The organism is Streptomyces sp. NPDC046349 (assembly GCF_055587885.1).
This window is the reverse complement of record NZ_JBVJFK010000004.1, coordinates 144220-169628: the sequence shown is the minus strand read 5'-3', so window position 1 is coordinate 169628 and position 25409 is coordinate 144220. Positions and strand designations below refer to the sequence as shown.

Genomic DNA, 25409 nt, shown 5'->3' with positions numbered 1-25409 from the left:
TGCCCCCGCCGGGTCCCTACGTCCGTGGATGCCGCAGGCGTGCGGAGACCCAGCGGGCCCGGCGGCGCAGGATGAGGGGGATTCCGAGGCGTGGGTCGTGGCCGTGGCGGCCGGCCCTCTCGTGCGTGCCCGGCGTAGCTGCCGAGCGTCGTTCGTGCGCGGTGTCACCGTAGTCGTGCGTCCAGCTCATACTCGGCTCTGTGCCCGGGCCCCAAGGTCCGTAACCCCGTACGGGGCGGCCAATTGGCCTATGCGCCGGGCAATTGAATGCCTGTAAGACGATCGGACTGCTGAACTGCCGTCCGGGCGACGGGCGGTCACCGGTCCGGCTCAGGGTCCTTCAGCCAGTTCACCAGCTCGGTCGAGAAGGCGACGGGGTCCTCCTCGTGCGGGAAGTGTCCGAGCCCGTCGAACAGCCGCCACCGGTACGGCGCTTCTACGTACTCGCCGGACCCGGCGGCGCTGCGCGTGCGCATCACCGGGTCGAGCGAACCGTGCAGGTGCAGTGTGGGTACCCGGACCGGCCGCTTCATCCGCCGGTTGAACTGCAGCCCGTCGGGTCGGGCCATCGACCGCATCATCCAGCGGTAAGGCTCGATGGAGCAGTGGGCGGTGGACGGGATGCACATGGCCCGCCGGTACACGGCGAGGTCCTCCTCCTCGGGCGGCCGCGGCCCCGACCAGTCGCTGATCAGGTCCCCCACGAGGGCCCCGCCGTCGGCGACGAGCTGCCGCTCGGGGACGAACGGCCGCTGGAAACCCCAGATGTGGGAGCTCGCCCGGGTCTGCCCGAAGTCCGACAACATCGCCGAACGCCACCGCCGTGGGTGGGGCATGGACGACACGACGAGGCGGCGCACCAGCTTGGGCCGCATCACGGCCGCCGTCCAGGCGAGGTATCCGCCCAGGTCGTGCCCGACGAGCGCGGCGTCCGGCTCGCCGAGGGACCGTACGACCCCGGTGATGTCGAGGGCCAGGTTGGCGGGGTCGTAGCCGCGCGGGGTGCGGTCGCTGCCGCCGACCCCGCGCAGGTCCATCGCGACGGCCCGGTACCCGGCGTCGGCCAGCGCGGTCAGCTGGTGCCGCCAGGTCCACCAGAACTGCGGGAAGCCGTGCAGCAGCAGCACCAGCGGTCCGTCACCGACTTCGGCGACATGGAAGCGGGCGCCGTTGGCGGCCACGTCCCGGTGCGTCACCGCTTTCCCGCCGGGGAGGTCGAGCCGCACAGCTGTGGCGGCCGTGGGCGGAATGCTGGGGTCCGGCGTGGGCGCTGTCATGAGGACGAGCGTGCCACACCCACAGCCTTGTCACTGACCGGCCGCGGGTGCGGCTTGACGGTCCCGACCAGCGCGGCGGTCTGCTTGACCGAGGCGATGGACTTCTCCGGCGGCTTGACCTTCTTGAACTTCCGCACGGCGATCAGCGCGAGCACGCCCGCGATCAGCAGGAACGCGCCGCCGACGATCAGGAAGGACCAGGCCAGACCGAGCCCCAGGTTGTGGATCCCGTACGCCGCGGCGAAGGTCAGCACCGGGAGGGAGAAGACGGCGAACACTCCTGCGACGGAGATGGAGGCAGTACCGCTGCCCACGCGCTTGACGTCCTCGCGGAGTTCCGCCTTGGCCAGGGCGATCTCGTCGTGAACCAGGGCGGACATCTCGGCGGTGGCCGAGGCGACCAGCTGGCCGAGTGTGCGCTCGGCTCCCTGCGCCTCTTGGTCCACTGCGCTCATCGCTCTCTCCCTCTGTCGTCCGCCACCTGGCGGCGGTCGTGCGTCTGTCCCTGCGTCGTCACTCAGATCATGCCGGACGGTCGGCCTCGGTGGTGGACCCGGCTGCGGTTTGGAGCGCGGCGGCGGCCGCCTTCTCCGCCCTGCGGCGGTGTTCCGCGGCCCGGTCCTCGTAGATCTTCGCCATCCGCAGGTGGTACTCGGGGTTGCCCTCCTCGTAGATGTCCGGGATGCCGTCGCGGTCCTCGTCGCGCTCCTCGGCCTCGGTGAGCGCGCGGTATCGGCGGTCGCGGAGCTTGAGCAGGACGCAGGCGATCACGGCGGCGATGAGCGAGCCGAAGAGGACGGCGGCCTTGATCTCGTCGGTGAGGGTCGCGTCGCCGGCGAAGGCCAGTTCGCCGATGAGGAGGGAGACGGTGAAGCCGATGCCTGCGAGCGAGGCGACGGCGAGTACGTCGGGCCAGGCGAGGTCCTCGTTCAGCTCGGCCTTGGTGAAGCGGGCGGCCAGCCAGGTCCCGCCGAAGATCCCCACGGCCTTGCCGACGACGAGGCCGAGGACCACGCCGAGGGTCTCGGGACGGGTGAAGACCTGCGCGATGGCCTCGTCGGAGAGCGAGACTCCGGCGGAGAAGAGCGCGAAGAGGGGCACGGCGAGACCGGCCGAAAGGGGCCGGACGAGGTGCTCGATGTGCTCGCCGGGGGAGGTCCGCTCGCCTTCCCCGCGCGTGCAGCGGAGCATCAGGCCCATGGCGACGCCCGCGATGGTGGCGTGGACGCCGCTGTTGTACATCAGGCCCCAGATGACCAGGGCGAGCGGGACGTAGACGTACCAGCCCCGGACTGCGCGGCGGAGAAGGAACCAGAACAGGGCCAGTCCCACGAGCGCACCGCCGAGTGCCAGGAAGTCGATCTCGCTGGTGAAGAACACGGCGATGATCAGGATGGCGAAGAGGTCGTCGACGACGGCGAGGGTCAGCAGGAAGGCGCGCAGGGCGGAGGGCAGGGAGGTGCCGATGACGGCGAGGACGGCGAGTGCGAAGGCGATGTCGGTGGCCGTCGGGACCGCCCAGCCGTCCATCGAGCCGTTGCCCGTGACGTTGACCAGCACATAGACGAGCGCGGGCACGGCCATGCCGCAGAGGGCGGCGATCACCGGGAGCGCGGCGGCCTTGGGGTCGCGCAGATCGCCCGCCACGAGCTCGCGCTTGAGCTCGATGCCGGCGACGAAGAAGAAGATGGCGAGGAGTCCGTCGGCCGCCCAGTGCTGGAGCGAGAGGTCCAGGCCGAGGGAGGCGGGGCCGATGTGGAAGGACCGGACGCTCGCGTAGCTCTCCGAGACGGCGGGGATGTTGGCCCACAGCAGGGCGGCGATCGCAGCCGCGAGCAGCAGGACGCCGCCCACGGTCTCGGTGCGCAGGGCATCGGCGATGTAGCGGCTCTCGGGCAGCGAGAGGCGGCCGAACAGCTTGCGGCTCTTGTGGTCGGTGGGACTGGGCGCGGCCACGGCGGGCACCTCCGGGGGCTGTTGGACGGCATGGCGGAACTCGTTGCCGACCAGACTTCCCGGCGCACCCTGTGGTCTTTCTTTACGCTTTGAATACTTTACAGGGTGTACGCAAGGGCGTATCCGGCGATCGTCACTTTATGCGCGAAAGGGGCACTCGGCGCGTCGCGTCGAGTGCCCCTCCCGTGCGGTCGCCGGGGTCGCCGTATCAGTCCTCGCTGCCGGCGGCGGGGAGCTTGCGCTGGATGAGGTCCATGACCGAGGAGTCGGCGAGCGTGGTGACGTCGCCGACCGCGCGGTTCTCCGCCACGTCGCGCAGCAGGCGGCGCATGATCTTGCCCGAGCGGGTCTTCGGCAGCTCCTGGACCGGCAGGATCCGCTTCGGCTTGGCGATCGGCCCGAGCGTGCTGCCCACGTGGTTGCGCAGGTCCGCGACCAGGCTCTCGGTCTCGGAGGCGCTGCCGCGCAGGATGACGAAGGCCACGATGGCCTGGCCGGTGGTCTCGTCGGCCGCGCCGACCACGGCCGCCTCGGCGACCGAGTGGTGCGAGACGAGCGCCGACTCGACCTCCGTGGTCGAGATGTTGTGGCCGGAGACCAGCATGACGTCGTCCACCCGGCCCAGCAGCCAGATGTCGCCGTCGTCGTCCTTCTTGGCGCCGTCGCCTGCGAAGTACTTGCCCTCGAAGCGCGACCAGTAGGTGTCGATGAAGCGCTGGTCGTCGCCCCAGATGGTGCGCAGCATCGACGGCCACGGCTCGGTGAGGACCAGGTAGCCGCCTCCGCCGTCCGGGACCTCGTGCGCCTCGTCGTCCACGACGGTGGCGGAGATTCCGGGCAGGGCGCGCTGGGCGGAGCCCGGTTTGGTGTGTGTGACGCCCGGCAGCGGGGAGATCATCATCGCGCCGGTCTCGGTCTGCCACCACGTGTCCACGATCGGGCAGCGGTCGCCGCCGATGTGCTTGCGGTACCAGACCCAGGCCTCGGGGTTGATCGGCTCGCCGACCGAGCCCAGGACGCGCAGGCTCGACAGGTCGAACTTCGCGGGGATGTCGTCGCCCCACTTCATGAACGTGCGGATGGCCGTGGGTGCCGTGTAGAGGATCGTGACGCCGTACTTCTGCACGACCTCCCAGAAGCGGCCCTGGTGCGGGGTGTCCGGTGTGCCCTCGTACATGACCTGCGTGGCGCCGTTCGCGAGCGGCCCGTAGACGATGTAGGAGTGCCCGGTCACCCAGCCGATGTCGGCCGTGCACCAGTAGACGTCGCTCTCCGGCTTCAGGTCGAAGACCGCGTGGTGGGTGTAGGCCGCCTGCGTGAGGTAGCCGCCGGAGGTGTGCAGGATGCCCTTCGGCTTACCCGTGGTCCCCGAGGTGTAGAGGATGAAGAGCGGGTGCTCGGCGTCGAAGGCCCGGGGGGTGTGCTCGGCGGACTGGCGGGCGACCGCCTCGTGCCACCAGACGTCGCGGCCCTCGGTGAAGGCGGTGTCCTGGCCGGTGCGGCGTACGACGAGCACGTGCTCGACCTGCGGGCACTTGGCGACGGCCTCGTCGATGGCGGGCTTCAGGGCGCTGGGCTTGCCGCGGCGGTAGCCGCCGTCGGCGGTGATGACCAGCTTGGCGTCGGCGTCCTGGATGCGGGAGGCGACGGCGTCGGCGGAGAAGCCGCCGAAGACCACGGAGTGCGCGGCGCCGATACGGGCGCACGCGAGCATCGCGACGACCGCCTCGGGGATCATCGGGAGGTAGACGGCGACGCGGTCGCCGGCCTCGACACCCAGCTCGGTCAGGGCGTTGGCGGCCCTGGACACCTCATCCTTGAGCTCGGCGTAGGTGATCGCGCGGCTGTCGCCGGGCTCGCCCTCGAAGTGGATGGCGACGCGGTCGCCGTTGCCTGCCTCGACGTGGCGGTCCACGCAGTTGTACGCGACGTTCAGCCTGCCGTCGGAGAACCACTTCGCGAAGGGCGGGTTCGTCCAGTCGAGCGTTTCGGTCGGCTCGGTGGCCCAGGTCAGCCGCCGGGCCTGCTCGGCCCAGAAGCCCAGCCGGTCCGCGTCGGCCTGTGCGTACGCAGCCTCTTTCACATTGGCGGCGGCGGCCAGATCGGCGGGCGGTGCGAACCGCCGCTCCTCCTTGAGCAGATTGGCCAGGCTCTCATTGCTCACGACATCTCCCTTTCCCAGGGTGTCCGTTGTGTCCCCGGGCATAGCTCATCAGTCTGCGGCCCAGGTGACAAGAGGTATCCTGAAATTGGTTTAGACCTATATCACGGAGACGGCCCGCACCAGAACGGCGTGCGAACGGCCCCTCCCCGCTGCAGGGTGCGGGAAGGGGCCAATCGATGGCACGGATTCCGGAGGGTATCGGTTCAGGCGTGCTGGCCGACGGTGTCGAAGACCCTGCAGTCGAAGAAGTCCTCGCCCTCGGACAGCAGGTACGCCTGGGCCTCACCCACGTGGAAGTACATCCCGTGCAGCTCCAGGGTGCCCTCGGCGAGCCGCCTGGCCACCGATTCGTGCGCCCTCAGGTGCTCCAGCTGCTGGACCACATTGGTCAGGCACAGCTGCTCCACCGCGTCCGCGGGCAGCCGCCCCGCGATCCGGGCCCAGGCGTGGTGGCGGCTGGCCATCCGCTCCAGGCTGGGCAGCCCGTGCCGCAGCCACCGGCGCAGCGGGGTGACCGCGACCCCGGGCGCGGAGCTGAGCAGGGCCTGCATCGCCCCGCAGCCCGAGTGCCCGCAGACCGTGATGCTGTCCACCTGCAGCACGTCCACCGCGTACTCGATGGCCGCCGCGACGGAATCATCCGTGGACTCCGCGCCGGGCAGCGGCACGAGATTGCCGACGTTGCGGACGGTGAACAGGTCTCCGGGTCCGCTCGCCGTGATCATGCTGGTCACCAGGCGGGAGTCCGCGCAGGTGATGAAGAGCTGCGAGGGCCGCTGCCCCTCGCGGGCCAGCCGGGCCAGCTCGTCGCGGACATGGGGCGCGGTGTCACGCTGGAAGGCGCTGATCCCGCTGGCCAGTTGGCCCGCCCCGCGCCGCCGGGACGTCGCCGGGCGGCCTTGTGCCCCGTCGCCGTCCGCGTCCGCGGTCACCGCTGCCGCCATGGTCGCGGCCGTGGCCGTGGCCGTACGGGTGGAAGGGGCGCGGTGGTCGCAGTGGTTCTGCCAGGGCGTCCAGGGGCGGCAGCACTGGTGTGTCCCGCGCTGCTGGGTGCGCCTTGACCGCTCGCCCTGGTGGCCGCCCTCGGCGTGGCGGGCGTCGTGGCCGCGCCCGACCCCCTGGGTCCCGGCCGCCCCGTCGGCCCCGTCCGACTCGTCGGAGGAGTCCGCCGTGCCGGCCGCGCCCGGGTCCGCCCCTGTGATCCGGGCCGCCTGCCCCGAGCGGCCGGTGACCTCCAGGGATCCTCCGTGCGCCAAGTGGGACTGCTGCCAGTCCTGGATCGTCTCGTAGGCGGCGTGGTCCATGAAGGAGCCGTCGAGCTCGACCACGGCGTGCACGTCGTGCGGGATCTGGTTGAGCACCCGGCTCAGCCGCGGCACCGCGAGGAAGGTCAACTGGCCCCGCGCCCGCACCCGGTGGACGCCGCTGTCCAGTCGTTCCAGCGTGATCCGGGTCCGTGCGAGCCGGTGCAGGGCCAGGGCGACCGCCACGGCGATGCCCACGGCAACGCCCTCCAGCACCCCGCCGAGCACCACGGCCACGATGGTCGTCCCGTACACGATGGCCTCCCGGTGCCGGGTGACGCTGCGCAGGTGCGTGATGCTGACCATCTGCACACCCACTGCCATCACCAGGGCGGCCAGCGTGGCCAGCGGGATGAGGTCGAGGAGCGGGACCAGCAGGAAGGCGGCGAGCAGCACCCAGAAGCCGTGCATCATGGACGACTTCCGGCTGGCCGCACCGGACTTGACGTTCGCCACGCTGCGCACGGCCACACCCGTGATGGGCAGTCCCCCCAGGGCCCCGGAGACGATGTTCGCCGCGCCCTGCCCGCGCAGCTCCCGGTCGAGGTCGGCGCGCGGCGGGCGGTTGTCCGTACCCCGCTCGGAGGCGATCAGCTTGTCGGTCGCGACCGCGGAGAGCAGGGACTCCACGCTTCCGACCAGGGTGATGGTCAGTACGGCTGCGATGAGGCCGAGGACCGGCCCTTCGGGCATCTCGGGGAGGGCGTGGCTGCGCCAGGACGGCAGGTCCACCCGCGGCAGGCTGAGCCCGGCCAGTGCGGCGAAGACGGTGGCCGTGGCGACGGCGGCGAGGGGTGCCGGCACCTTGCGCAGGCCGCGGCCCGCCCGCCCAGGCAGTCGCGGCCAGCCGAGCAGGACGATCAGGGTCAGTGCGCTGACCCCGAGTGCCACCGGGTGCAGGTCGGCCAACTGGGACGGCAGGCCGAGGACGTTCGCCACGGCCGAGCTCTGCGGGGTGCCGCCGAGCACGATGTGCAGCTGGGCCAGGGCGATGGTCACGCCGATGCCCGCGAGCATGCCGTGCACGATGGCCGGGCTGACCATGAGCGCCGACCGGGCGGTGCGCAGGGCGGCGAGGCCGAGCTGGCAGAACCCGGCGAGCACTGTGATCGCGCATGTGGTGCGCCATCCGTACCGCTGGATCAATTCGGCGGTGACCACGGTGAGTCCGGCGGCGGGCCCGCTGACCTGGAGGGGTGCGCCGCCCAGGCGCCCGGCGACGATCCCGCCCACCGCGGCCGCGACCAGGCCGGCCTGGAGTGGGGCTCCGGTGGCCAGGGCGATGCCGAGGGAGAGCGGGATGGCGATCAGGAAAACGGTGATGGAGGCGGAGAGGTCCGCGGGGAGGTCTTTGCGAACCCCTCCGGGTGTGCGTGTGGGGAAAGTGGCTGTCATGGGGTCCCGTCTCCTCGGGGATGAGGGTTGCAGCGGCGGGAGTCTCAACACTCAGTAAATGGACGGTAATGGAGAGTAAAGATGAGTGGTGGATAATTCGGGCAATTGGCCTACGAATTAGCGCTAAAGGGTGATTAAGCATTTTGTCCGGCTTGTCATACCTTCCTCACGCTGGACCGCATGGGACGTTGCGGCGCGGAAGTCCTGCGATGCAACAGCGAGGGAGAGGTGGGGCGGATGATCGCTGCCACGAAGAAGATCGCCGGCGGCCTGGTCGCCACGGCGCTGGTCCTGGGCGTCGCCGGGTGCACCGCCTCGGAACCCGCGAAGTCCCCGGCCGCCGGGGGCCCGAACGCGCGCAAGGGCGCTGCCGAGGCCCCCGGCAGTGTCCATCGCCCCATCGGCGACGGCTCGACCGCGTACACCGGGCCGCAGCCGAACGTGCAGAAGCCGCAGAAGCTGAAGCCGGGGGAGAAGCCTCCGCAGTTCGTGGTGTTCTCGTGGGACGGGGCCGGCGAGGACAGCCAGAAACTCTTCTCCCACTTCCGCGAGGTCGGCAAGAAGTACAACGCCCGGATGACGTACTTCCTCAGCGGTGTGTACATGCTCCCCGAGGAGAAGCGTTTCCTCTACACGGCTCCGCAGCACTCGCCCGGTCGCTCCGACATCGGATTCGGCGACCTCAAGGGCATCAAGGACACCGCCACCCAGGTCCGCGCCGCCTGGCTGGAGGGCAACGAGATCGGGACCCACTTCAACGGGCACTTCTGCGGGCCCGACGGCGGCGTCGGCACCTGGTCCGTGGACGAGTGGAAGAGCGAGATCGACCAGGCCAAGTCCTTCGTCAAGAACTGGAAGACCAACGCGGGGCTGAAGCAGGAGGAGGCGCTCCCCTTCGACTACGACAAGGAGCTCATCGGAGCCCGCACCCCCTGCCTCGAGGGCCAGAAGAACTTCATGCTGGCGGCGAAGGGCATGGGCTTCCGCTACGACTCCAGCGGAATCAGCAAGCAGATCTGGCCCAAGAAGACGGACGGACTCTGGGACATCCCGCTCCAGCTGGTGCCCATGCCGGGCCGCGCCTTCGACACGCTGAGCATGGACTACAACTACATGGTCAACCAGTCCGGGACGACCTCGCAGGGCGACCCCTCCCAGCACGCCTACTGGGGCGACCAGATGCGCGACGGCCTGCGCCAGGCCTTCGACCGCGTCTACCAGGGCAACCGCGCGCCGCTGATCATCGGCAACCACTTCGAGTCCTGGAACGGCGGCACCTACATGCGCGCCGTCGAGGAGTCGATCAAGGGCATGTGCACCCAGAAGGAGGTCCGCTGCGTGCCGTTCCGGGAGCTGGTGGACTGGCTGGACGCCCAGGACCCGAAGGTCCTGGAGTGGATGCGCACCCTCGACGTCGGCGAGGCGCCGAAGGAGGGCTGGGCGAAGTTCCTGACCGCGGGGCCGCCGGCGCCGCCGGCCGCCCCCGTCGGCGTCAAGCCGGCTGCGGAGCCGGCCGAGGAGACTGGGGACGAGGGCTGACGATCTCCTCGGCGTCCGCGCCGCCGTCGAACGCGCCGAGGGCGTCCAGTCCTTCGCGCAGGACGAAGCCGGGGTCGACCTGCTCCGCCAGGTCGGCCCCGGTCTTGGCGTTGCCCCAGCTCTCCGCGTTCTTGAGGTGGAAGCTCACCATCTGCTGGGTGTACCGGTCCCAGTCGCGGTGCGCGTACGAGTCGTCGGCGGCGTCCTGGAGCGCCTGGAGGGCGAACCGGTTGGTCGCCTCCAGCAGTTCGAAGGAAGCCGGGCGGCCCTTCTCCATCGCCCGCACCCAGTCGGAGTGCCCGAGGGTGACCAGCAGGTCCTCGCCGACTTCGTCCTGGAGGAACTCGATGTCCTCGGGGCCCTGGACCTTGTTGCCGACGACCTTGAGCGCGACCCCGAAATCCCGGGCGTACTCCTTGTACTGGCGGTAGACGGAGACGCCCTTGCGGGTCGGCTCGGCGACCAGGAAGGTCACGTCGAAGCGGGTGAACATGCCCGAGGCGAAGGAGTCGGAGCCCGCCGTCATGTCGACGACCACATACTCGTCCGGTCCGTCGACGAGGTGGTTGAGGCAGAGCTCGACCGCGCCGACCTTGGAGTGGTAGCAGGCCACGCCCAGGTCGGCCTCGGTGAACGGCCCTGTGGCCATGAGCCGTACGGGCTCCCCGTCGAGCAGGACCGTGCGCGCGCAGGCCTCGTACACCGGGTTTTCCTCGGTGACGCGCAGCAGGCGCGAGCCCCGGCCGGGCGGAGTGGTCTTGATCATCGTCTCGGCGGACGCGATGCGCGGGTTGGAGCCCCGCAGGTACTCCTTGATCAGGGGGAGGTGCGCGCCCAGTGCGGGCAGCGCGGCGGCCTCGTCCTCGGCGAGCCCGAGCGCGGCGCCCAGGTGCTGGTTGATGTCGGCGTCCACCGCGACGACGGGGGCTTCATTGGCGGCGAGGTGGCGGATGAAGAGGGAGGACAGGGTCGTCTTGCCGCTGCCGCCCTTCCCTACGAAAGCGATCTTCATGTTCACCAAGCGTAGTGGGTGAGTAGCGCTGAGTTGTCAAGGTGAGTGAAGAAGACCACTCCAAGGAGGGGTCGGTGCCATGCCCGCTCAGTGCGTAGGCTCCCTACTTATGAGTAGCGCTTCTGACCCGCTGGCCGGCCTCGCCGGACTGCCGGGTGTCGCCGATTCGGTGGACTCCGTACGCAAGGCCGTGGACCGGGTCTACGGGCACCGGGTGATGCGCCGCCGCAGCGCTGAGATCACCTCGGAGGCCGCCCTGCGCGGCGCCCGCGGCAGCGCGGCGCTGTCCGGCGCGGACTGGGCGCTGGAGGAGGTGCGGCGGCGCACCGACTTCGGCGCGGAACCGGAGGCGCTGACCGTCGGCGCCGCGCTGCGGCTCACGGCGGAGGCCGGCCAGCTGCTGAGTATCTGGCGGCAGTCGCCGCTGCGCGTCCTGGCGCGCCTGCACCTGGTGGCGGTCGGGTCGACGGCCGAGGGGGACGTGGTCGGCCGCCCGCGCCTGGCGGGCGAACCGGTGGTCGAGCCGCTGGTGGAGGCGCCGCTGCCGGGGGCCGACGAGGTCGCCGGCCGACTGGACGGCCTGTCCCGGATCGTCATCGCGGGCGGTTCGGCCCCCGCTCTGGTCACGGCGGCGGTGGTGCACGGGGAGCTGCTGGCCCTGCGGCCGTTCGGCTCGTACAACGGTCTGGTCGCGCGCGCGGCCGAGCGGATCGTCCTGATCAACAGCGGGCTGGATCCCAAGGCCGTCTGCCCGGCCGAGGTCGGCCACGCCGAGCAGGGCGCCGAGGCTTACCTGGCGGCCTTCGAGGGCTACCTCTCCGGGACCCCCGAGGGAATGGCCGCCTGGATCGGCCACTGCGGCCGTGCGGTCGAACTCGGGGTGCGGGAGTCGACGGCGGTCTGCGAGGCCCTGCAGCGCGGAGCGGCCTGATCCCTCCGCGGTGTTCGGGGGCCGGACATGGGTTGCGGCGACACCGTACTGCTCCGGTGTCGCCGCTGGCATTTACGCCCAGTTACCAAGCGTCCTCGAAAGTTGCCCATCAGGTCGGGTACTTTGCCCGTCACCTGGTGCGGCTGGCCCGTAATCGACGGGTCGACGTCGCGTGGGTGCTCGGCGTTCATGCTTCGGTCCGTGGGCCTTACTGCGTTTTAAAGATGATCCTCTCGGATGTTCTTTGGTCTCGCGGGCCGTTGCTTTATTTGTACTCCGCTTCGCTGCTATGCGAAACCCCTAGCTCCACTTTTTACTATCCGGACGGACAGGGGTGAACCGGACAGCCCGAATCGGTACGGGTGGGGCAATCAGGCGGAGCGCGCGGCCGACAGGGCGAGTGCCCGGCGCCGGTTCGCGTACCAGACCAGTCCGGCGGTGGCGGCTGCCGCGCCCACCGCGGCCGCGGCGATCAGCGCCGGGCGCGCGGGCATCGACAGCCCGGGGAGTCGCTGCTTCAGCCGCACGGGCCGGTTGAAGACCAGCACCGGCCATTCGCGGGCCGTCGCCTCCCGGCGCAGCGCGCGGTCGGGGTTGACGGCGTGCGGGTGCCCGACCGCTTCCAGCATCGGGATGTCGGTCGCCGAATCGCTGTAGGCGTAGCACCGGGCGAGGTCGTAGCCCTCGGACTCGGCGAGCTCCCGTACGGCTTCCGCCTTGGTGGGCCCGTAGGCGTAGTAGTCGATCTCGCCGGTGAAGCAGCCGTCCTCGCCCACGACCATGCGGGTGGCGACGACGCGGTCCGCGCCGAGCATCTCCCCGATGGGCTCGACCACCTCCGCTCCGGAGGTCGACACGATCACCACGTCACGGCCCGCCATGTGGTGGTCCTCGATCAGGGAGGCGGCCTCGTCGTAGATGATCGGGTCGATGAGGTCGTGCAGGGTCTCCGCGACGATCTCCCGCACCTGCTGCACGTTCCACCCCTTGCAGAGGGCGGACAGGTACTCCCGCATCCGCTCCATCTGATCGTGGTCGGCGCCGCCGGCCAGGAAGATGAACTGGATGTAGGCGGTGCGCAACACGGCTCGCCGGTTGATCAGGCCGCCTTGGTAGAAGGACTTGCTGAACGTCAGGGTGCTCGACTTCGCAATGACCGTCTTGTCCAGATCGAAGAAGGCTGCGGTGCGAGGCGAGGAGTGCGGCAAGGGCTGATTTTCCACGCCCCGAGCATATGCGCCCACCATTCGGCGTAAGGTGTGGCGCGTGGGTTTGCCTGAGAGGGCTCTCGGGTACACCATGGAAGTCACGGATCGTTCGCGACCGTGCTAACCCGGTCTGGCTCCTCCCCCCCCCGAGTCGGACCGTGGGGACGACCCCCGCTCTCCCCCCCGGCGGGGGTCGTCGCATGTCCGGACGCGGTTCGCGTCCTCGGTCTCGGCCTCGGCCCACCATCACCTCGGCCCTTCCTCCTGCGCGGGGCGCGCCTGTCGCATGCCCTCGCCACGTCAAACCCGTGACGCTGTGTAGTGGTTCCCGTGCGCTCCGGAACTCACCTGCGAGGGTGACCGGGTTATTCACAATCGATGGGTTGTCCACAGTTATTGGGCAAGATCCACTTCTTTTTCCGGATCGCTGCACGGTGATTCCAGCCGCGAAGTCCGCGGTGCTGGGATTTGCAGTGAGAAGGGGGCGGAGATCGTGGCTCGATCGAAGTCGTGCGAAACATCGAAGTCCGTGATGACCGGAAGGGTGGCGGGCGCTGGTGCGGCCGTCGCGGCGGCGCCTGCCGCCGGGTCCGCCGGAGGCCGGCCGCTGATCGTCACCGAAGACCCCCTGCTGCTCGACGACTTGCTGAGGCTGTGCGCGGCGGCGGGGGCCGAGCCGCACGTGCCCCGTGCGGTGTCGGGGCTCAGTCGTGCGGCCGCGGAAGCGGAGGGCGGACCCACCGACAGTGCGGTCGAGCCAGTGGACGCCTCAACTGGCTTCAATGGCAAGCAAGTTGGCTGGGAGTCGGCCCCGCTCGTGCTGGTCGGGGACGATGCCGCGGGGCGCGTGCGGGGCATGCCCCGCCGGGCCGGGGTGTTCCTCGTGGGACGGGACCTGGACGACCCCCTCGTGTGGCAGCGGGCGGTGGAGATCGGAGCCGAGGAGGTGCTGCGCCTTCCCGATGCCGAGAGTCGGCTCGTGGACCGGATCGCCGACGTCGTCGAAGGAGCCGGACGGCCCGCCCTCGCCGTCGGCGTGATCGGGGGCAGCGGCGGAGCGGGCGCCTCCACCCTCGCCTGCGCCCTCGCCGTGCGGGCCGCCCGCGGCGGCGAGCGGACCATGCTCATCGACGGCGACCCGCTGGGCGGCGGCATGGACGTTCTGCTCGGCGGCGAGGGCGCCGAAGGGCTGCGCTGGCCGGACTTCGCGGCCTCCCGGGGACGGGTGGGCGCAGGAGCCCTGGAGGAGTCACTGCCCGAACTGCACCGACTGCGGGTGCTCAGCTGGGACCGAGGGGACCGGGTGGTCGTGCCGCCGGCCGCCGTCCGCTCGGTGGTCGCCGCCGCGCGCCGCCGGGGCGGCGTCGTCGTGGTCGACCTCCCGCGTCGGGTCGACGAAGCCGTGGCCGAGGTACTGGCCCAGCTCGACCTGGTGCTGATGGTGGTTCCGGGCGAGCTGCGGTCCGTGGCCGCGGCGGGGCGGGTGGCCGCCGGAGTACGGATGGTGGCCCGGGACGTCCGCGTCGTCGTGCGGGGCCGTTGCCCGGGAGGTCTCGATCCGGAAGCCGTCGCGGGGCTGCTGGGGGCGCCGCTGGCCGGCGAGGTGCCCGTCGAGGTGGGGCTACCGGGACGGGTGGCCGAGGGGGAGCCGCCGGGCGCCGCAGGCCGCAGCGCCCTGGCCCGCTTCTGCGACGGCTTCTGGCAGCGGGCCCTCGGCGCCGGTCAGGCGGTGCCGGCATGAGCGCGGTACTGCTGGACGCGGTGCGCCGGCGGCTCGCCGAGAGCGGGGCGGAGCCGACCCCGGCGCGGGTGGCGGCCGCTCTGCGCGCCCAGGGCCGACTGCTGGGCGACGAGGAAGTACTGGGTGCGGCTGCCGAGTTGCGCTCCGAACTGGTCGGCGCGGGGCCTCTGGAGCCGCTCCTGGCCGACTCGGAAGTGACCGACGTGCTGGTGGCCGCCCCGGACCGGGTGTGGGTGGACCGCGGTGGCGGGCTGGAGCTGACCGGAGTGACCTTCACCGATGCGGGAGCCGTCCGGCGGCTCGCCCAGCGGCTGGCAGCCGTGGCGGGGCGGCGTCTGGACGACGCCCGGCCCTGGGTGGACGCCCGGATGCCCGACGGCACCCGGCTGCATGCCGTGCTGCCGCCGGTCTCGGTCGGGTCGGCCTGTCTCTCGCTGAGGGTGGTGCGGCCCCGGGCGTTCACACTGGAGGAACTCGTCGCGGCGGGCACGCTGCCGCCGGGCGGGCAGCGGCTGTTGCGGGACATGATCGAGGCCCGCTTGTCGTTCCTCGTCTCCGGCGGGACGGGGACCGGCAAAACCACCCTGCTCAGCGCTCTGTTGGGGCTGGTGGGCCCGGGCGAGCGGATCGTGCTGGCCGAGGATTCGGCAGAGCTGCGCCCCGACCATCCGCACGTGGTGCGGCTGGAGACCCGGCCGGCCAACCAGGAGGGTGCGGGGCTGGTCACGCTCGCCGACCTGGTCCGGCAGGCGCTGCGGATGCGGCCCGACCGGCTGGTGGTCGGCGAGGTGCGCGGCGCCGAGGTGGCGGACCTGCTCGCCGCACTGAACACGGGCCACGAAGGGGGCTGCGGCACGGTGCACGCCAACGCCGCCGCCCATGTGCCGGCCCGACTGGAGGCGCTGGGGACGGCCGCAGGACTCGACCGGGGCGCCCTGCACAGCCAGTTGGCCGCCGCGCTGACCCTCGTGCTGCACCTGGTGCGGGACAGGGAGGGGCGGCGCCGGGTGGCCGAGGTGCACGTGCTGGAGCGGGACGCCGCCGGACTGGTGGTGACCGTGCCCGCGCTGAGGTGGGCCGCCCGGGGCTTCGTACGCGAACAGGGCTGGGAGCGGCTGCGTCCGCTGCTGCGAGGTGTCCGGTGAGCGCGGGAGCGGGGCTGCCGCTGCCGCTGTTCGCCGGGGTGCTGTGTGCGGGCGCGGCCGCCTGGGGGATCAACGGGGGCGACCGGGTGTCCCGGCGGGCCCGGGTGGTGCTTGCCGGAGGAGGGCGGCCGCCGGCCTGCGGTCCGCCGCGCCTGGAGCTGCTGCTGGGCGCCCTGCAGGTACGGGCCGCGCGGTGGCGGGAGTGGGCCTGCCTCGGGGCCGGGCTGGTGATCGCGGTCCTGGGCGGGTCGGTGCTCCCACTGCTGGCCGGCGCGGCCGCGGTGCCCCTGGTGCGGCGGTGGCTGTGGGTGCGGGCGCGCGAGCGGGACCGCACCGCGCGGGCCGCCGAGGTGGTGGCCCTGTGCGGCGCGGCGGTGGGTGAACTGCGGGCCGGGGCCCAGCCGGGGCAGGCGCTGATGGCGGCGATGCGGCGGACGGCCGCCGGCCCCGGCGGGCCGGGTGCGGCGGAGGCGGGAGTGCTGGCCGCCGCGGCGTTCGGCGGCGACGTGCCCGGAGCGCTGCGCCAGGCGGCGCGGGAGCCCGGCGCGGAGGGGCTGGCCGGGATGGCAGCCTGCTGGCGGGTGTCGGTGGACGGCGGCGCGGGGCTGGCCGCCGGGCTGGACCGGCTGGAGGGAGCCCTGCGGGCCGAGCGGGACCGGGAGGAGTCGCTGCGGGCGCAGTTGGCGGGGGCGCGGTCGACGGTGCTGGTGCTCGCCCTGCTGCCCCTGGTGGGCCTGTTGATCGGCACCGGGCTGGGCGCGGATCCGCTGCGGATCCTGCTGCACACCCCCATGGGGTGGGGCTGTCTGCTGGCGGGCGGGGTGCTGGAGGTGCTGGGGCTGCTGTGGTGCCGGCGGATCGTCCGGGCGGGGGAGCGGTGATGGCCGGCTTCTCCGTCCACAGGCTGGGGATCGTCCTGGGCGCGGCGGCGGCCCTGTGGGTGGTGTCGGCGGTGGCGGCGCGGGTCAGGGCGCGCGCCGTGCGGCGCAGGACCGCGGTGCTGCTGGGGGAGCGGCCGGGGACGGGCAGGCCGGTGTTCGGGTCCGCGCTGCGGGGGGCGGTGGTGGCGTGGGCGGCTCCGGCCGGGGCGCTGCTGGCGGGCTTGGTACTCGTCGGCGGGGTGGCCGGTGCGGTCGTCGGCCTTCTGGCCGCGGTCGTGGTGCGGCGCCTGCGGGCCCGGCCCGGGCCGCCGGCCGGGGTGGATCCCCGGGAGGCCGAGCGTCAGCTGCCGTTCGCCGCCGATCTGCTGGCCGCGTGCCTGGCGGCCGGGGCCGGGCCGGTGGAGGCCGCGGAGGTGGTGGGCGAATCGCTGGGCGGGCCGGTGGGCGAGCGGCTCGCGAGCGCCGGCGCGGAGCTGCGGCTCGGCGGCGAACCGGGTGCCGGATGGGGAAGGTTGGCACAGTTGCCGGGCGCCAGGCCGCTCGCCGAGTGCCTGGAGCGGGCCGCGCGGACCGGAGCGCCCGCGGCGGAGCCGATGTCCCGGCTCGCCTCCGGGCTCCGGGAGGACCGGGCCCGCCGGGCAGGGGCCAGGGCGCAGCGGGCCGCGGTCCTCGTCACCGCACCGGTCGGGCTGTGTTTCCTCCCCGCATTTCTTTCGATCGGGGTCGCGCCGGTGGTGATCGGTATGGCCTCGGGACTTCTCTCGAACCCCTGAAGTCCCATTGACCACACATCAACAACGGAAATCCACAGGAGGTTGCCATGAGGATCATCTGGTTTCGTGTTCGGGCGGCGCTCGTCGGTCGTAGGAGCGACGCGGGGATGTCCACCTCGGAATACGCCATGGGCACGATCGCGGCCTGCGCATTCGCGGCCGTTCTCTACAAGGTGGTGACGAGTGAAGTCGTCGCCACCGCCCTCCAGTCGACCATCGGGAAGGCGCTCGATGTGCCCTTCTGAGAAGAAGTCGGGGAGAGGCCGGGGAGGCCGGGACCGGGGATATGTGACGGCGGAGGCGGCCCTGGTGATTCCGGCGCTGGTGCTCTTCGCGGCATCGCTGGTGTGGGCCCTGATGGCGGCGGCCGGGCAGATCCGGTGCGTGGACGCGGCCCGGGCCGGTGCCCGTGCGGCGTCCAGGTCGGAGCCGGCGGAGGTGGCGGTGGCGGCGGCACGCGAAGCCGCTCCGCCGGGGGCGCGGGTGGAGCTGGAGCGGGCGGGCGACCTCTGGAGGGTCCGGGTGGCGGCGCCCGTTCCGGGGCCGGCCGGGATCCCGCTGCGGCTGGGAGCGCAGGCGGTGGCCCTCGCCGAGGACAGCGTGGGGCCGCCGCCGTGAGCCGGGACCGGGACCGGGGCTCGGCCACGGTGTGGGCGGCGCTGGTGGCGACGGTTCTGGGCGCGGTGTTCGCGGGGGTGCTGCTGCTCGGCCAGGCCGTCGTGGCCCGTCAACGGGCGGCTGCGGCTGCGGACCTGGCGGCGCTCGCCGCGGCGGCCACCTGGGCGCACGGCCCGGACACCGCCTGCGCCACGGCGCTCCGGGTGGCCCGGGCGCAGGGCGCGGAGCTCGCCGGGTGCCGCCTCGGGGGCGAGGTGGCCGAGGTGACCGCCCGGGTGGCGGCGGGCCCGTTCCGGCCCGAGATCCGGGCCCGCGCGGGTCCGCCCCGGGAGCCGTCGGTCCGAGGACCCCTGCCGCTCGTAGGGGCGGCGTCCGGGAGAACGGGGCCTGGCGGGGCGGCGTCCGGGAGAGCCCCTGAGGGAGACGGCGTCCGGGAGAACGCCTGAGGGGCGTCCGGGAGGGGCAGGGACTGGCGGGGGCGGTCCGGGCGGTCAGGGGACGGGGGACGGGGGCTGCGGGGATTCGGAGAGGAGGCGGGTGAGGAGGCGGATGGCGCCGCGCTTGTGGAGGGGGTCGTTGCCGTTGCCGCACTTGGGGGACTGGATGCAGGAGGGGCAGCCGGCCTCGCACTCGCAGGCGGCGATGGCGTCGCGGGTGGCCGTCAGCCAGGCGCGGGCCGTGTGGAAGGCCCGCTCCGCGAAGCCGGCGCCGCCGGGGTGGCCGTCGTAGACGAAGACCGTGGGGAGGAGGGTGTCGGGATGCAGCGGCACGGAAACGCCGCCGATGTCCCAGCGGTCGCAGGTGGCGAACAGCGGCAGCATGCCGATGGAGGCGTGTTCCGCGGCGTGCAGGGCGCCGCCGAGGATCTCCGGGTTGATCCGGGCCTCGTCGAGCTGGTCCTCGGTCACCGTCCACCACACGGCCCTGGTGCGCAGGGTGCGGGGCGGCAGGTCCAGCTTGGCCTCGCCGAGGACCTCGCCGGTGATCAGCTTGCGGCGCAGGTAGGAGACGACCTGGTTGGTCACCTCCACGGAGCCGAAGCAGAGCCGGGCCGAGCCCCAGGGGACCTCGGTCTCGGTTTCCAGGATGGAGATGGAGGTGGTGTCGCGGGCTGTGGTGGAGAAGGGCGGGTCCGCCGCCTCCACCAGGGCCGCCGAGCCCTCCAGGTCCAGGTGCTGCACAAGATACGTGCGGCCCTGGTGGAGGTGGACGGCCCCCTCGTGGACGGTGGTGTGGGCCGCCGATTCGTCGACCGTGCCCAGCAGCCGGCCCGTGGAGGCCTCGACGATCTGCACGGGGCGGCCGCCGCCGCCCCGGATGTCGGTCAGGTCCGAGGCCCGCTCCCGGCGGGTCCAGTGCCAGCCTGCCGCCCGGCGGCGCAGCAGCTTCGCCGCTTCGAGCTGGGGGAGGAGTTCCTCGGTGGCCGGTCCGAAGAGGTCCAGGTCCGCCTCGGTCAGCGGGAGCTCCTCCGCAGCCGCACACAGGTGGGGGGCGAGGACGTACGGGTTGTCGGGATCCAGGACGGTGGCCTCCACCGGTTGGCGGAACAGCGCTTCCGGATGGTGGACCAGGTAGGTGTCGAGCGGATCGTCCCGGGCGATCAGCACGGCCAGTGCGCCCTGGCCGGAGCGCCCGGCCCGGCCCGCCTGCTGCCACAGGGAGGCCCGCGTGCCCGGATATCCGGTGATCAGCACGGCGTCCAGGCCGGAGACGTCCACGCCCAGCTCCAGAGCGGTCGTGGCGGCCAGCCCCAGCAGCTCGCCGGAGTGCAGGGCCCGCTCCAGGGCCCGGCGCTCCTCGGGCAGATAGCCGCCGCGGTAGGCCGCGACCCGCCGGGGCAGGGACCGGTCCACCTCCGCGAGGCGCTCCTGGGTGATCACGGAGATCAGTTCGGCGCCCCGCCGGGAGCGCACGAACGCCACCGTACGGACGCCCTGGACCACCAGGTCGGTCAGCAGGTCGGCGGTCTCCGCGGTGGCCGTACGGCGTACGGGAGCGCCCTTCTCGCCCCGCAGCTCGGTGAGCAGCGGCGGCTCCCAGAGGGCGAAGACCATTTCGCCGCGCGGTGAGGCGTCATCGGTGATCTCTGTCACCGGTACGCCGGTCAGCCGGGAGGCGGCCGCCGCCGGGTCGCTGGCGGTGGCGGAGGCCAGCAGGAACACCGGCTCGGAGCCGTAGCGGGCGCACAGCCGCCGCAGCCGGCGCAGGACCTGTGCCACGTGGGAGCCGAAGACCCCGCGGTAGGTGTGGCACTCGTCGATCACCACGTAGCGCAGGGTGCGCAGGAAGGAGGACCAGCGCGGGTGGGCCGGGAGGATCCCGCGGTGCAGCATGTCGGGGTTGGTCAGGACGTAGTTCGCGTACTGGCGCACCCACTCGCGCTCCTCGACGGGCGTGTCCCCGTCGTAGACCGCGGGGCGGACGGCATTGCCCAGCGGGGCGGCCAGGTCCCGTACGGCGCGCCGCTGGTCGGCCGCCAGGGCCTTGGTGGGGGCCAGGTACAGGGCGGTCGCGCCTCTGCCGTTCGGCGCCTGGGCGCCGTCCGCGAGGGCCGAGAGCACGGGGGCGAGGTAGGCCAGGGACTTGCCCGAGGCTGTGCCGGTGGCCACGACCACGGATTCGCCGTCCAGGGCGTGTTCGGCGGCTGCGGCCTGGTGTTCCCACGGATGGCCGATCCCGGCGGACTGGATGGCGGCTACTACATCCGTTCGGATGCGGTCGGGCCAGACTGCATGACGGCCCTCACGAGGGGGCAAGTGCTCCGTATGGGTGATGCGCGCAGACCGGAAAGGCCCCCGTGACAGGCGGTCCAGGACCGTGCCGGGGGTGGGTCGGGAGTCCGCGTCTGCCGTGGGCCGTCCGGGACCGTGAGTGTTGGCCATCGGAACCGAGTGTGTCACCGGCGTGCGGGACAATGGTCGGAAGGCGTCGTGCGCGCCTGCCGGTAAGTGATTGAATGCCATTGCGGCAGCCAATCCCTCACCTACCTTCGGGTGGGGAGGCCCCTGGGGGGCGCCGCTCGATAGCAAGGTGCTGGAGGATCCGTGGACCTGTCCCTGTCGACTCGCACTGTCGGCGACCGTACGGTCGTGGAGGTCGGTGGCGAGATTGATGTGTATACCGCGCCCAAGCTGCGCGAGCAGTTGGTCGAGTTGGTGAACGACGGCAGCTACCACCTGGTCGTCGACATGGAGCGAGTGGACTTTCTCGACTCCACCGGGCTTGGTGTGCTCGTGGGAGGTCTCAAGCGCGTTCGCGCGCACGAGGGTTCGCTCCGCCTGGTGTGCAACCAGGAGCGCATCCTGAAGATCTTCCGTATCACCGGTCTGACCAAGGTGTTCCCGATCCACACCACGGTGGACGACGCCGTCAACGCCACCGACTGACGGCTCCGGACGGCCCCCGGCAGTCTCCGGGCAGCTGGGGGCCGGCAAGGAGAGCGGGGGTGCCGGGCCATGGATGGTCCGGGCCCCTGTCAAGGCACGCCCGTAGTCCGAGGGGGACGCGCATGGCCACCGTTGAACTGCGCTTCAGCGCCCAGCCCGAACACGTCCGGACGGCCCGCCTGGTCGCGGCCGCCGTGGCGCGCAGGGCCGGCGTGGAGGAAGCCGTCCTCGACGAGGTCCGCCTCGCCGTGGGCGAGGCGTGCTCGCGTGCCGTCGGACTCCACCGGAGCAATGGCCTGACGGCGCCCGTCCGGGTGGTGCTGACCGAAGAGGACAAGACGTTTTCCATCGAGGTCGGCGACGAGGTTCCCGGCCCGGCGGGGATCCCGGCCGACACCGTGTCCGGCATCGCCGCGGTCCAGGACTCCGACGGCGACACCGAGGACGAGATGGGGCTCGCGGTGATCAGCGGGCTCGTCGACGACGTCGAGGTGACCAGTGGGGAATCGGGCGGGACCATCCGGATGAGCTGGCCCGTCTCGGGGTCTTCCGATCTTCCGTGAGATCCACGACGTCCGCATTACCTCCTATCTTCTGATCTTTATCAAGGCCCTGCTGAGCAGGGCCTTTTTCATTTCCGCGGATCAATGAGCAGCCGTCAATGCTTTTGCCCCATTACCACTTTCGAGGGTAATGGAGTGACGCGATCTATTGCTGAGGAGCAGGAGCACGCCAATTGCGTTTCCTGCGCACTGTTTTGATCGGGGTGCGCTCCCTACAATCCGTCCACATCTTGAGCTCATCACGTCAAGGAGGACGAATGACGGGGCTCTTCACCCCTCTCGCGCCGGATAGCACCGCTGATCTGGCATCCGCAGTACTCACCGATGACAATCGGCTCATCGTGATGGTCATTGCGGCCGTGGCACTCGCCGCACTCATCGTCGCGCAGTTCCTGGTCCGCCAGGTCCTCGCCGCCGACGAGGGAACCGACAGCATGAAGAAGATCGCCGCCGCCGTCCAGGAAGGCGCGAACGCCTACCTCGGTCGGCAGCTGCGCACCCTCGGCATCTTCGCCGTCGTGGTCTTCTTCCTGCTCTTCCTGCTCCCCGCCGACGACTGGAACCAGCGGGCGGGACGCTCCGCCTTCTTCCTCGTCGGCGCCGTCTTCTCTGCGGCCACCGGCTACATCGGCATGCGCCTCGCGGTCCGCGCCAACGTGCGCGTCGCCGCCGCCGCACGCCGGGCCACCCCGGCCGAGGGGGAGCCCGCCAAGGACCTGACCGAGGTCTCCCACCAGGCGATGAAGATCGCCTTCCGCACGGGCGGCGTGGTCGGCATGTTCACCGTCGGCCTCGGCCTCTTCGGCGCCTCCTGTGTCGTGCTGGTCTACGCCGCGGACGCACCCAAGGTCCTGGAGGGCTTCGGTCTGGGCGCCGCCCTGATCGCGATGTTCATGCGCGTGGGCGGCGGAATCTTCACCAAGGCCGCCGACGTCGGCGCCGACCTGGTCGGCAAGGTCGAACAGGGCATTCCGGAGGACGACCCGCGCAATGCCGCGACCATCGCCGACAACGTGGGCGACAACGTCGGAGACTGCGCCGGTATGGCGGCCGACCTCTTCGAGTCCTACGCCGTCACCCTCGTGGCCGCGCTCATCCTCGGCAAGGCAGCCTTCGGCGACCTGGGTCTGGCCTTCCCGCTGATCGTCCCGGCCATCGGCGTCATCACCGCCATGATCGGCATCTTCGCGGTGTCCCCTCGCCGCAGCGACCGCAGCGGCATGACCGCCATCAACCGCGGCTTCTTCATCTCGGCCGTGATCTCCCTGGTGCTGGTCGCGATCGCCGTCTACGCCTACCTGCCGTCCAGCTACAAGGACCTCGTCGGCGTCGAGAACGCGGCGATCACCAACCACTCCGGCGACCCGCGCGTCCTGGCCGTCGTCGCCGTCGCCATCGGCATCGTGCTGGCGGCCCTGATCCAGCAGCTGACCGGCTACTTCACGGAGACCAACCGCCGTCCCGTCCGGGACATCGGCAAGTCCTCCCTGACGGGAGCCGCCACCGTCGTCCTCGCCGGCATCTCGGTCGGCCTGGAGTCCGCCGTCTACACGGCGCTGCTGATCGGCCTCGGCGTCTACGGGGCCTTCCTGCTCGGCGGCACGTCGATCCTGCTGGCGCTCTTCGCGGTGGCCCTCGCCGGTACCGGCCTGCTCACCACCGTCGGCGTCATCGTCGCCATGGACACCTTCGGGCCCGTCTCCGACAACGCCCAGGGCATCGCCGAGATGTCCGGCGACGTCGAGGGCGCCGGCGCGCAGGTCCTGACCGACCTGGACGCCGTCGGCAACACCACCAAGGCCATCACCAAGGGCATCGCCATCGCGACGGCCGTGCTCGCCGCCGCCGCGCTCTTCGGCTCGTACAACGACGCCATCGCCACCGCGGTCAAGGAAGTCGGCGCCAAGGCCGGGGAGCTGAACCTCAGCCTGGACATCGCGCAGCCCAACAACCTCGTCGGGCTGATCCTGGGCGCGGCCGTGGTCTTCCTGTTCTCCGGCCTCGCCATCAACGCGGTCTCCCGTTCCGCGGGCTCGGTGGTCTACGAGGTGCGCCGCCAGTTCCGCGAGCACCCCGGGATCATGGACTACAGCGAGAAGCCCGAGTACGGGCGCGTCGTCGACATCTGCACCAAGGACGCGCTGCGCGAGCTCGCCACGCCCGGCCTGCTCGCCGTCCTGACCCCGATCGCGGTCGGCTTCAGCCTCGGTGTGGGCGCCCTCGGGGCCTTCCTCGCCGGCGCCATCGGCACGGGCACGCTGATGGCGGTGTTCCTCGCCAACTCCGGCGGCGCGTGGGACAACGCGAAGAAGCTGGTCGAGGACGGCCACCACGGCGGCAAGGGCAGCGAGGCCCACGCGGCGGTCGTCATCGGCGACACGGTCGGCGACCCGTTCAAGGACACCGCCGGTCCCGCGATCAACCCGCTGCTCAAGGTCATGAACCTGGTGGCGCTGCTGATCGCCCCCGCCGTCGTGCAGTTCAGCTACGGCGCGGACAGCAGCCCGACCGTACGGGCGATCGTCGCGGTCCTTGCGATCGGCGTCATCATTGGCGCGGTGTACATCTCCAAGCGCCGCGGCATCGCCGTGGGCGACGAGAACGACGGGACGGCCGAGCGGGTGGCCCAGTCGGCCGACCCGGCGACGGTCTCCTGACCGAGGCCCCGGCCGGAAAACGGGCCGGGCCGGGCAGGGCCGGCCGTGCGCCCGAACGGCGGACAGGCGAAGCGGACTGACGCGTCGTCTGTCCGCCTTTGTGCGTCCCCGGATGGCAGGCGTGTATCTTCCGGGCCGAGAGCCTTCGAAGGGACCAATCCGGTGAACAAGAAGCTTGCGGCCGCGTTGTCGGGCAGTGCGGTGCTGATGCTCGTCCTGTCCGGCTGCGGCGGGGACGACGGCGACGAGAAGGCCAACGCCTGGGCCAAGAAGGTCTGCGACCAGTGGCAGCCCGAACTCAAGAAGATCGAGACCGCCAACGCCGACATCAAGCGCGTGGCCACGGAGAGCAGCAAGCCCGACGAGGTCAAGCAGACCGACGCGGCGGCCTTCGCGGCCATGTCCGAGTCGTACAAGACGATGGGCAGCGCCCTGCAACAGGCGGGCGTGCCGCCGGTCAAGAACGGCGCCACGACCCAGGAAGCGGCGGTGAAGGGCTTCGAGGCGACCTCCAAGGGGTACGCCGACCTGAAGGCCAAGATGGACGCCCTCGACCCCGCGGACCAGACGAAGTTCGCCGACGGCCTCAAGGAGGTCGCGGGCGGTCTGCAGGAGGCGACGAAGGGCGGCCAGGACGCGCTCGCCACGCTCAACGCGGGCGGTCTCGACAAGGCCATCAACAACCAGAAGGGGTGCCAGGTCGCGGCGACCTCGGCAGCGCCCAAGTAACCGGCCCGCAGGGCGCGTACCGCGCCGCACGAGGACCCGGGCGGCCGGGCTCCCGCGAGGGAGCCCGGCCGCCCCTTTCGTGGATCCGGGCCGGCGGTGACCGGCGGGACGGGCCTCAGCGGACACAATG

At 71.8% G+C, this 25409-nt stretch carries 21 protein-coding genes; 13 read left to right on the top strand and 8 right to left on the bottom strand.

All coding sequences use genetic code 11. The features are described from left to right. Window positions 1–317 precede the first annotated feature (317 nt). The 5 genes from ACZ6JS_RS10715 to ACZ6JS_RS10695 all read right to left on the bottom strand — a co-directional run bounded on the left by ACZ6JS_RS10715 (window position 318) and on the right by ACZ6JS_RS10695 (window position 8096). Window positions 318–1277 carry an alpha/beta fold hydrolase gene (locus tag ACZ6JS_RS10715; RefSeq protein WP_469297295.1) on the bottom strand — a complete coding sequence of 320 codons (960 nt, stop codon included), beginning with the start codon at window positions 1275–1277 and terminating at the stop codon, window positions 318–320. Next, window positions 1274–1732: a phage holin family protein gene (locus ACZ6JS_RS10710; RefSeq protein ID WP_469297294.1), complete on the bottom strand. Its 459-nt coding sequence runs from the start codon at window positions 1730–1732 to the stop codon at window positions 1274–1276. Before ACZ6JS_RS10710 ends, ACZ6JS_RS10715 begins: the two co-directional genes overlap by 4 nt. Before the next feature lie 67 nt (window positions 1733–1799). Further along, window positions 1800–3233 carry a Na+/H+ antiporter NhaA gene (nhaA, locus tag ACZ6JS_RS10705; protein ID WP_469297293.1) on the bottom strand — a complete coding sequence of 478 codons (1434 nt, stop codon included), beginning with the start codon at window positions 3231–3233 and terminating at the stop codon, window positions 1800–1802. 208 nt (window positions 3234–3441) lie between these two features. Further along, window positions 3442–5439, bottom strand: coding sequence for an acetate--CoA ligase (gene acs, locus ACZ6JS_RS10700; protein ID WP_469297292.1), 1998 nt, complete (start codon window positions 5437–5439; stop codon window positions 3442–3444). Between the two features lie 161 nt (window positions 5440–5600). Continuing rightward, window positions 5601–8096 carry a bifunctional SulP family inorganic anion transporter/carbonic anhydrase gene (locus tag ACZ6JS_RS10695; protein WP_469297291.1) on the bottom strand — a complete coding sequence of 832 codons (2496 nt, stop codon included), beginning with the start codon at window positions 8094–8096 and terminating at the stop codon, window positions 5601–5603. Window positions 8097–8333: 237 nt separating this feature from the next. Here ACZ6JS_RS10695 and ACZ6JS_RS10690 point away from each other — a divergent pair, with 237 nt between their 5' ends. After that, window positions 8334–9635, top strand: coding sequence for a polysaccharide deacetylase family protein (locus ACZ6JS_RS10690; protein WP_469297290.1), 1302 nt, complete (start codon window positions 8334–8336; stop codon window positions 9633–9635). Here ACZ6JS_RS10690 and ACZ6JS_RS10685 read toward each other — a convergent pair. After that, window positions 9589–10647 (bottom strand): ATP-binding protein, encoded by a 1059-nt coding sequence (locus ACZ6JS_RS10685; protein ID WP_469297289.1) that lies wholly within the window; start codon window positions 10645–10647, stop codon window positions 9589–9591. The genes ACZ6JS_RS10690 and ACZ6JS_RS10685 overlap by 47 nt on opposite strands. 109 nt (window positions 10648–10756) lie before the next feature. Between ACZ6JS_RS10685 and ACZ6JS_RS10680 the strand changes: the two genes are divergently transcribed. Further along, window positions 10757–11578: a Fic family protein gene (locus tag ACZ6JS_RS10680; RefSeq protein WP_469297288.1), complete on the top strand. Its 822-nt coding sequence runs from the start codon at window positions 10757–10759 to the stop codon at window positions 11576–11578. Window positions 11579–11949: 371 nt separating this feature from the next. On the opposite strand, the gene ACZ6JS_RS10675 is transcribed toward ACZ6JS_RS10680, so the two are convergent. Further along, window positions 11950–12786, bottom strand: a complete 837-nt coding sequence (locus ACZ6JS_RS10675) for an HAD family hydrolase (RefSeq protein WP_469297657.1) — start codon at window positions 12784–12786, stop codon at window positions 11950–11952. 532 nt (window positions 12787–13318) lie between these two features. On the opposite strand from ACZ6JS_RS10675, the gene ssd reads away from it, so the two are divergent. The 7 genes from ssd to ACZ6JS_RS10640 are packed head-to-tail and all read left to right on the top strand — an operon-like array spanning window position 13319 to window position 18390. Then, on the top strand, window positions 13319–14527 hold the full coding sequence (ssd, locus tag ACZ6JS_RS10670) for a septum site-determining protein Ssd (protein ID WP_469297656.1): 1209 nt from the start codon (window positions 13319–13321) through the stop codon (window positions 14525–14527). After that, a complete protein-coding gene (locus ACZ6JS_RS10665; RefSeq protein WP_469297287.1) occupies window positions 14524–15672 on the top strand; it encodes a TadA family conjugal transfer-associated ATPase in 1149 nt (382 codons plus the stop codon). The genes ssd and ACZ6JS_RS10665 overlap by 4 nt, the downstream gene beginning before the upstream one ends. Continuing rightward, window positions 15669–16553, top strand: coding sequence for a type II secretion system F family protein (locus tag ACZ6JS_RS10660; RefSeq protein ID WP_469297286.1), 885 nt, complete (start codon window positions 15669–15671; stop codon window positions 16551–16553). Before ACZ6JS_RS10665 ends, ACZ6JS_RS10660 begins: the two co-directional genes overlap by 4 nt. Next, window positions 16553–17326, top strand: a complete 774-nt coding sequence (locus ACZ6JS_RS10655; RefSeq protein WP_469297285.1) for a type II secretion system F family protein — start codon at window positions 16553–16555, stop codon at window positions 17324–17326. The genes ACZ6JS_RS10660 and ACZ6JS_RS10655 overlap by 1 nt, the downstream gene beginning before the upstream one ends. Before the next feature lie 47 nt (window positions 17327–17373). Beyond that, a complete protein-coding gene (locus ACZ6JS_RS10650) occupies window positions 17374–17571 on the top strand; it encodes a DUF4244 domain-containing protein (RefSeq protein WP_469297284.1) in 198 nt (65 codons plus the stop codon). A gap of 43 nt (window positions 17572–17614) precedes the next feature. After that, complete coding sequence (locus ACZ6JS_RS10645) at window positions 17615–17944, top strand: TadE family type IV pilus minor pilin (protein WP_469297283.1); 330 nt, start codon at window positions 17615–17617, stop codon at window positions 17942–17944. Continuing rightward, the gene (locus ACZ6JS_RS10640) at window positions 17941–18390 is read left to right on the top strand and encodes an Rv3654c family TadE-like protein (protein ID WP_469297282.1); all 450 of its coding nucleotides are present in this window, start codon (window positions 17941–17943) and stop codon (window positions 18388–18390) included. The genes ACZ6JS_RS10645 and ACZ6JS_RS10640 overlap by 4 nt, the downstream gene beginning before the upstream one ends. Before the next feature lie 45 nt (window positions 18391–18435). Here ACZ6JS_RS10640 and ACZ6JS_RS10635 read toward each other — a convergent pair whose 3' ends face one another. Beyond that, complete coding sequence (locus ACZ6JS_RS10635) at window positions 18436–20907, bottom strand: DEAD/DEAH box helicase (RefSeq protein WP_469297281.1); 2472 nt, start codon at window positions 20905–20907, stop codon at window positions 18436–18438. An 81-nt stretch (window positions 20908–20988) separates the two neighbouring features. On the opposite strand from ACZ6JS_RS10635, the gene bldG reads away from it, so the two are divergent. The 4 genes from bldG (at window position 20989) to ACZ6JS_RS10615 (ending at window position 25279) form a co-directional block, all read left to right on the top strand. After that, entirely contained in the window at window positions 20989–21330 is a 342-nt protein-coding gene (bldG, locus tag ACZ6JS_RS10630) for an anti-sigma factor antagonist BldG (protein WP_030028781.1), read from the top strand. A gap of 122 nt (window positions 21331–21452) precedes the next feature. Continuing rightward, entirely contained in the window at window positions 21453–21893 is a 441-nt protein-coding gene (locus ACZ6JS_RS10625; RefSeq protein ID WP_469297280.1) for an ATP-binding protein, read from the top strand. A 257-nt stretch (window positions 21894–22150) separates the two neighbouring features. Then, window positions 22151–24550, top strand: coding sequence for a sodium-translocating pyrophosphatase (locus ACZ6JS_RS10620; protein ID WP_469297279.1), 2400 nt, complete (start codon window positions 22151–22153; stop codon window positions 24548–24550). Between the two features lie 162 nt (window positions 24551–24712). Further along, window positions 24713–25279 (top strand): small secreted protein, encoded by a 567-nt coding sequence (locus tag ACZ6JS_RS10615; RefSeq protein WP_469297278.1) that lies wholly within the window; start codon window positions 24713–24715, stop codon window positions 25277–25279. Window positions 25280–25409 lie beyond the last annotated feature (130 nt).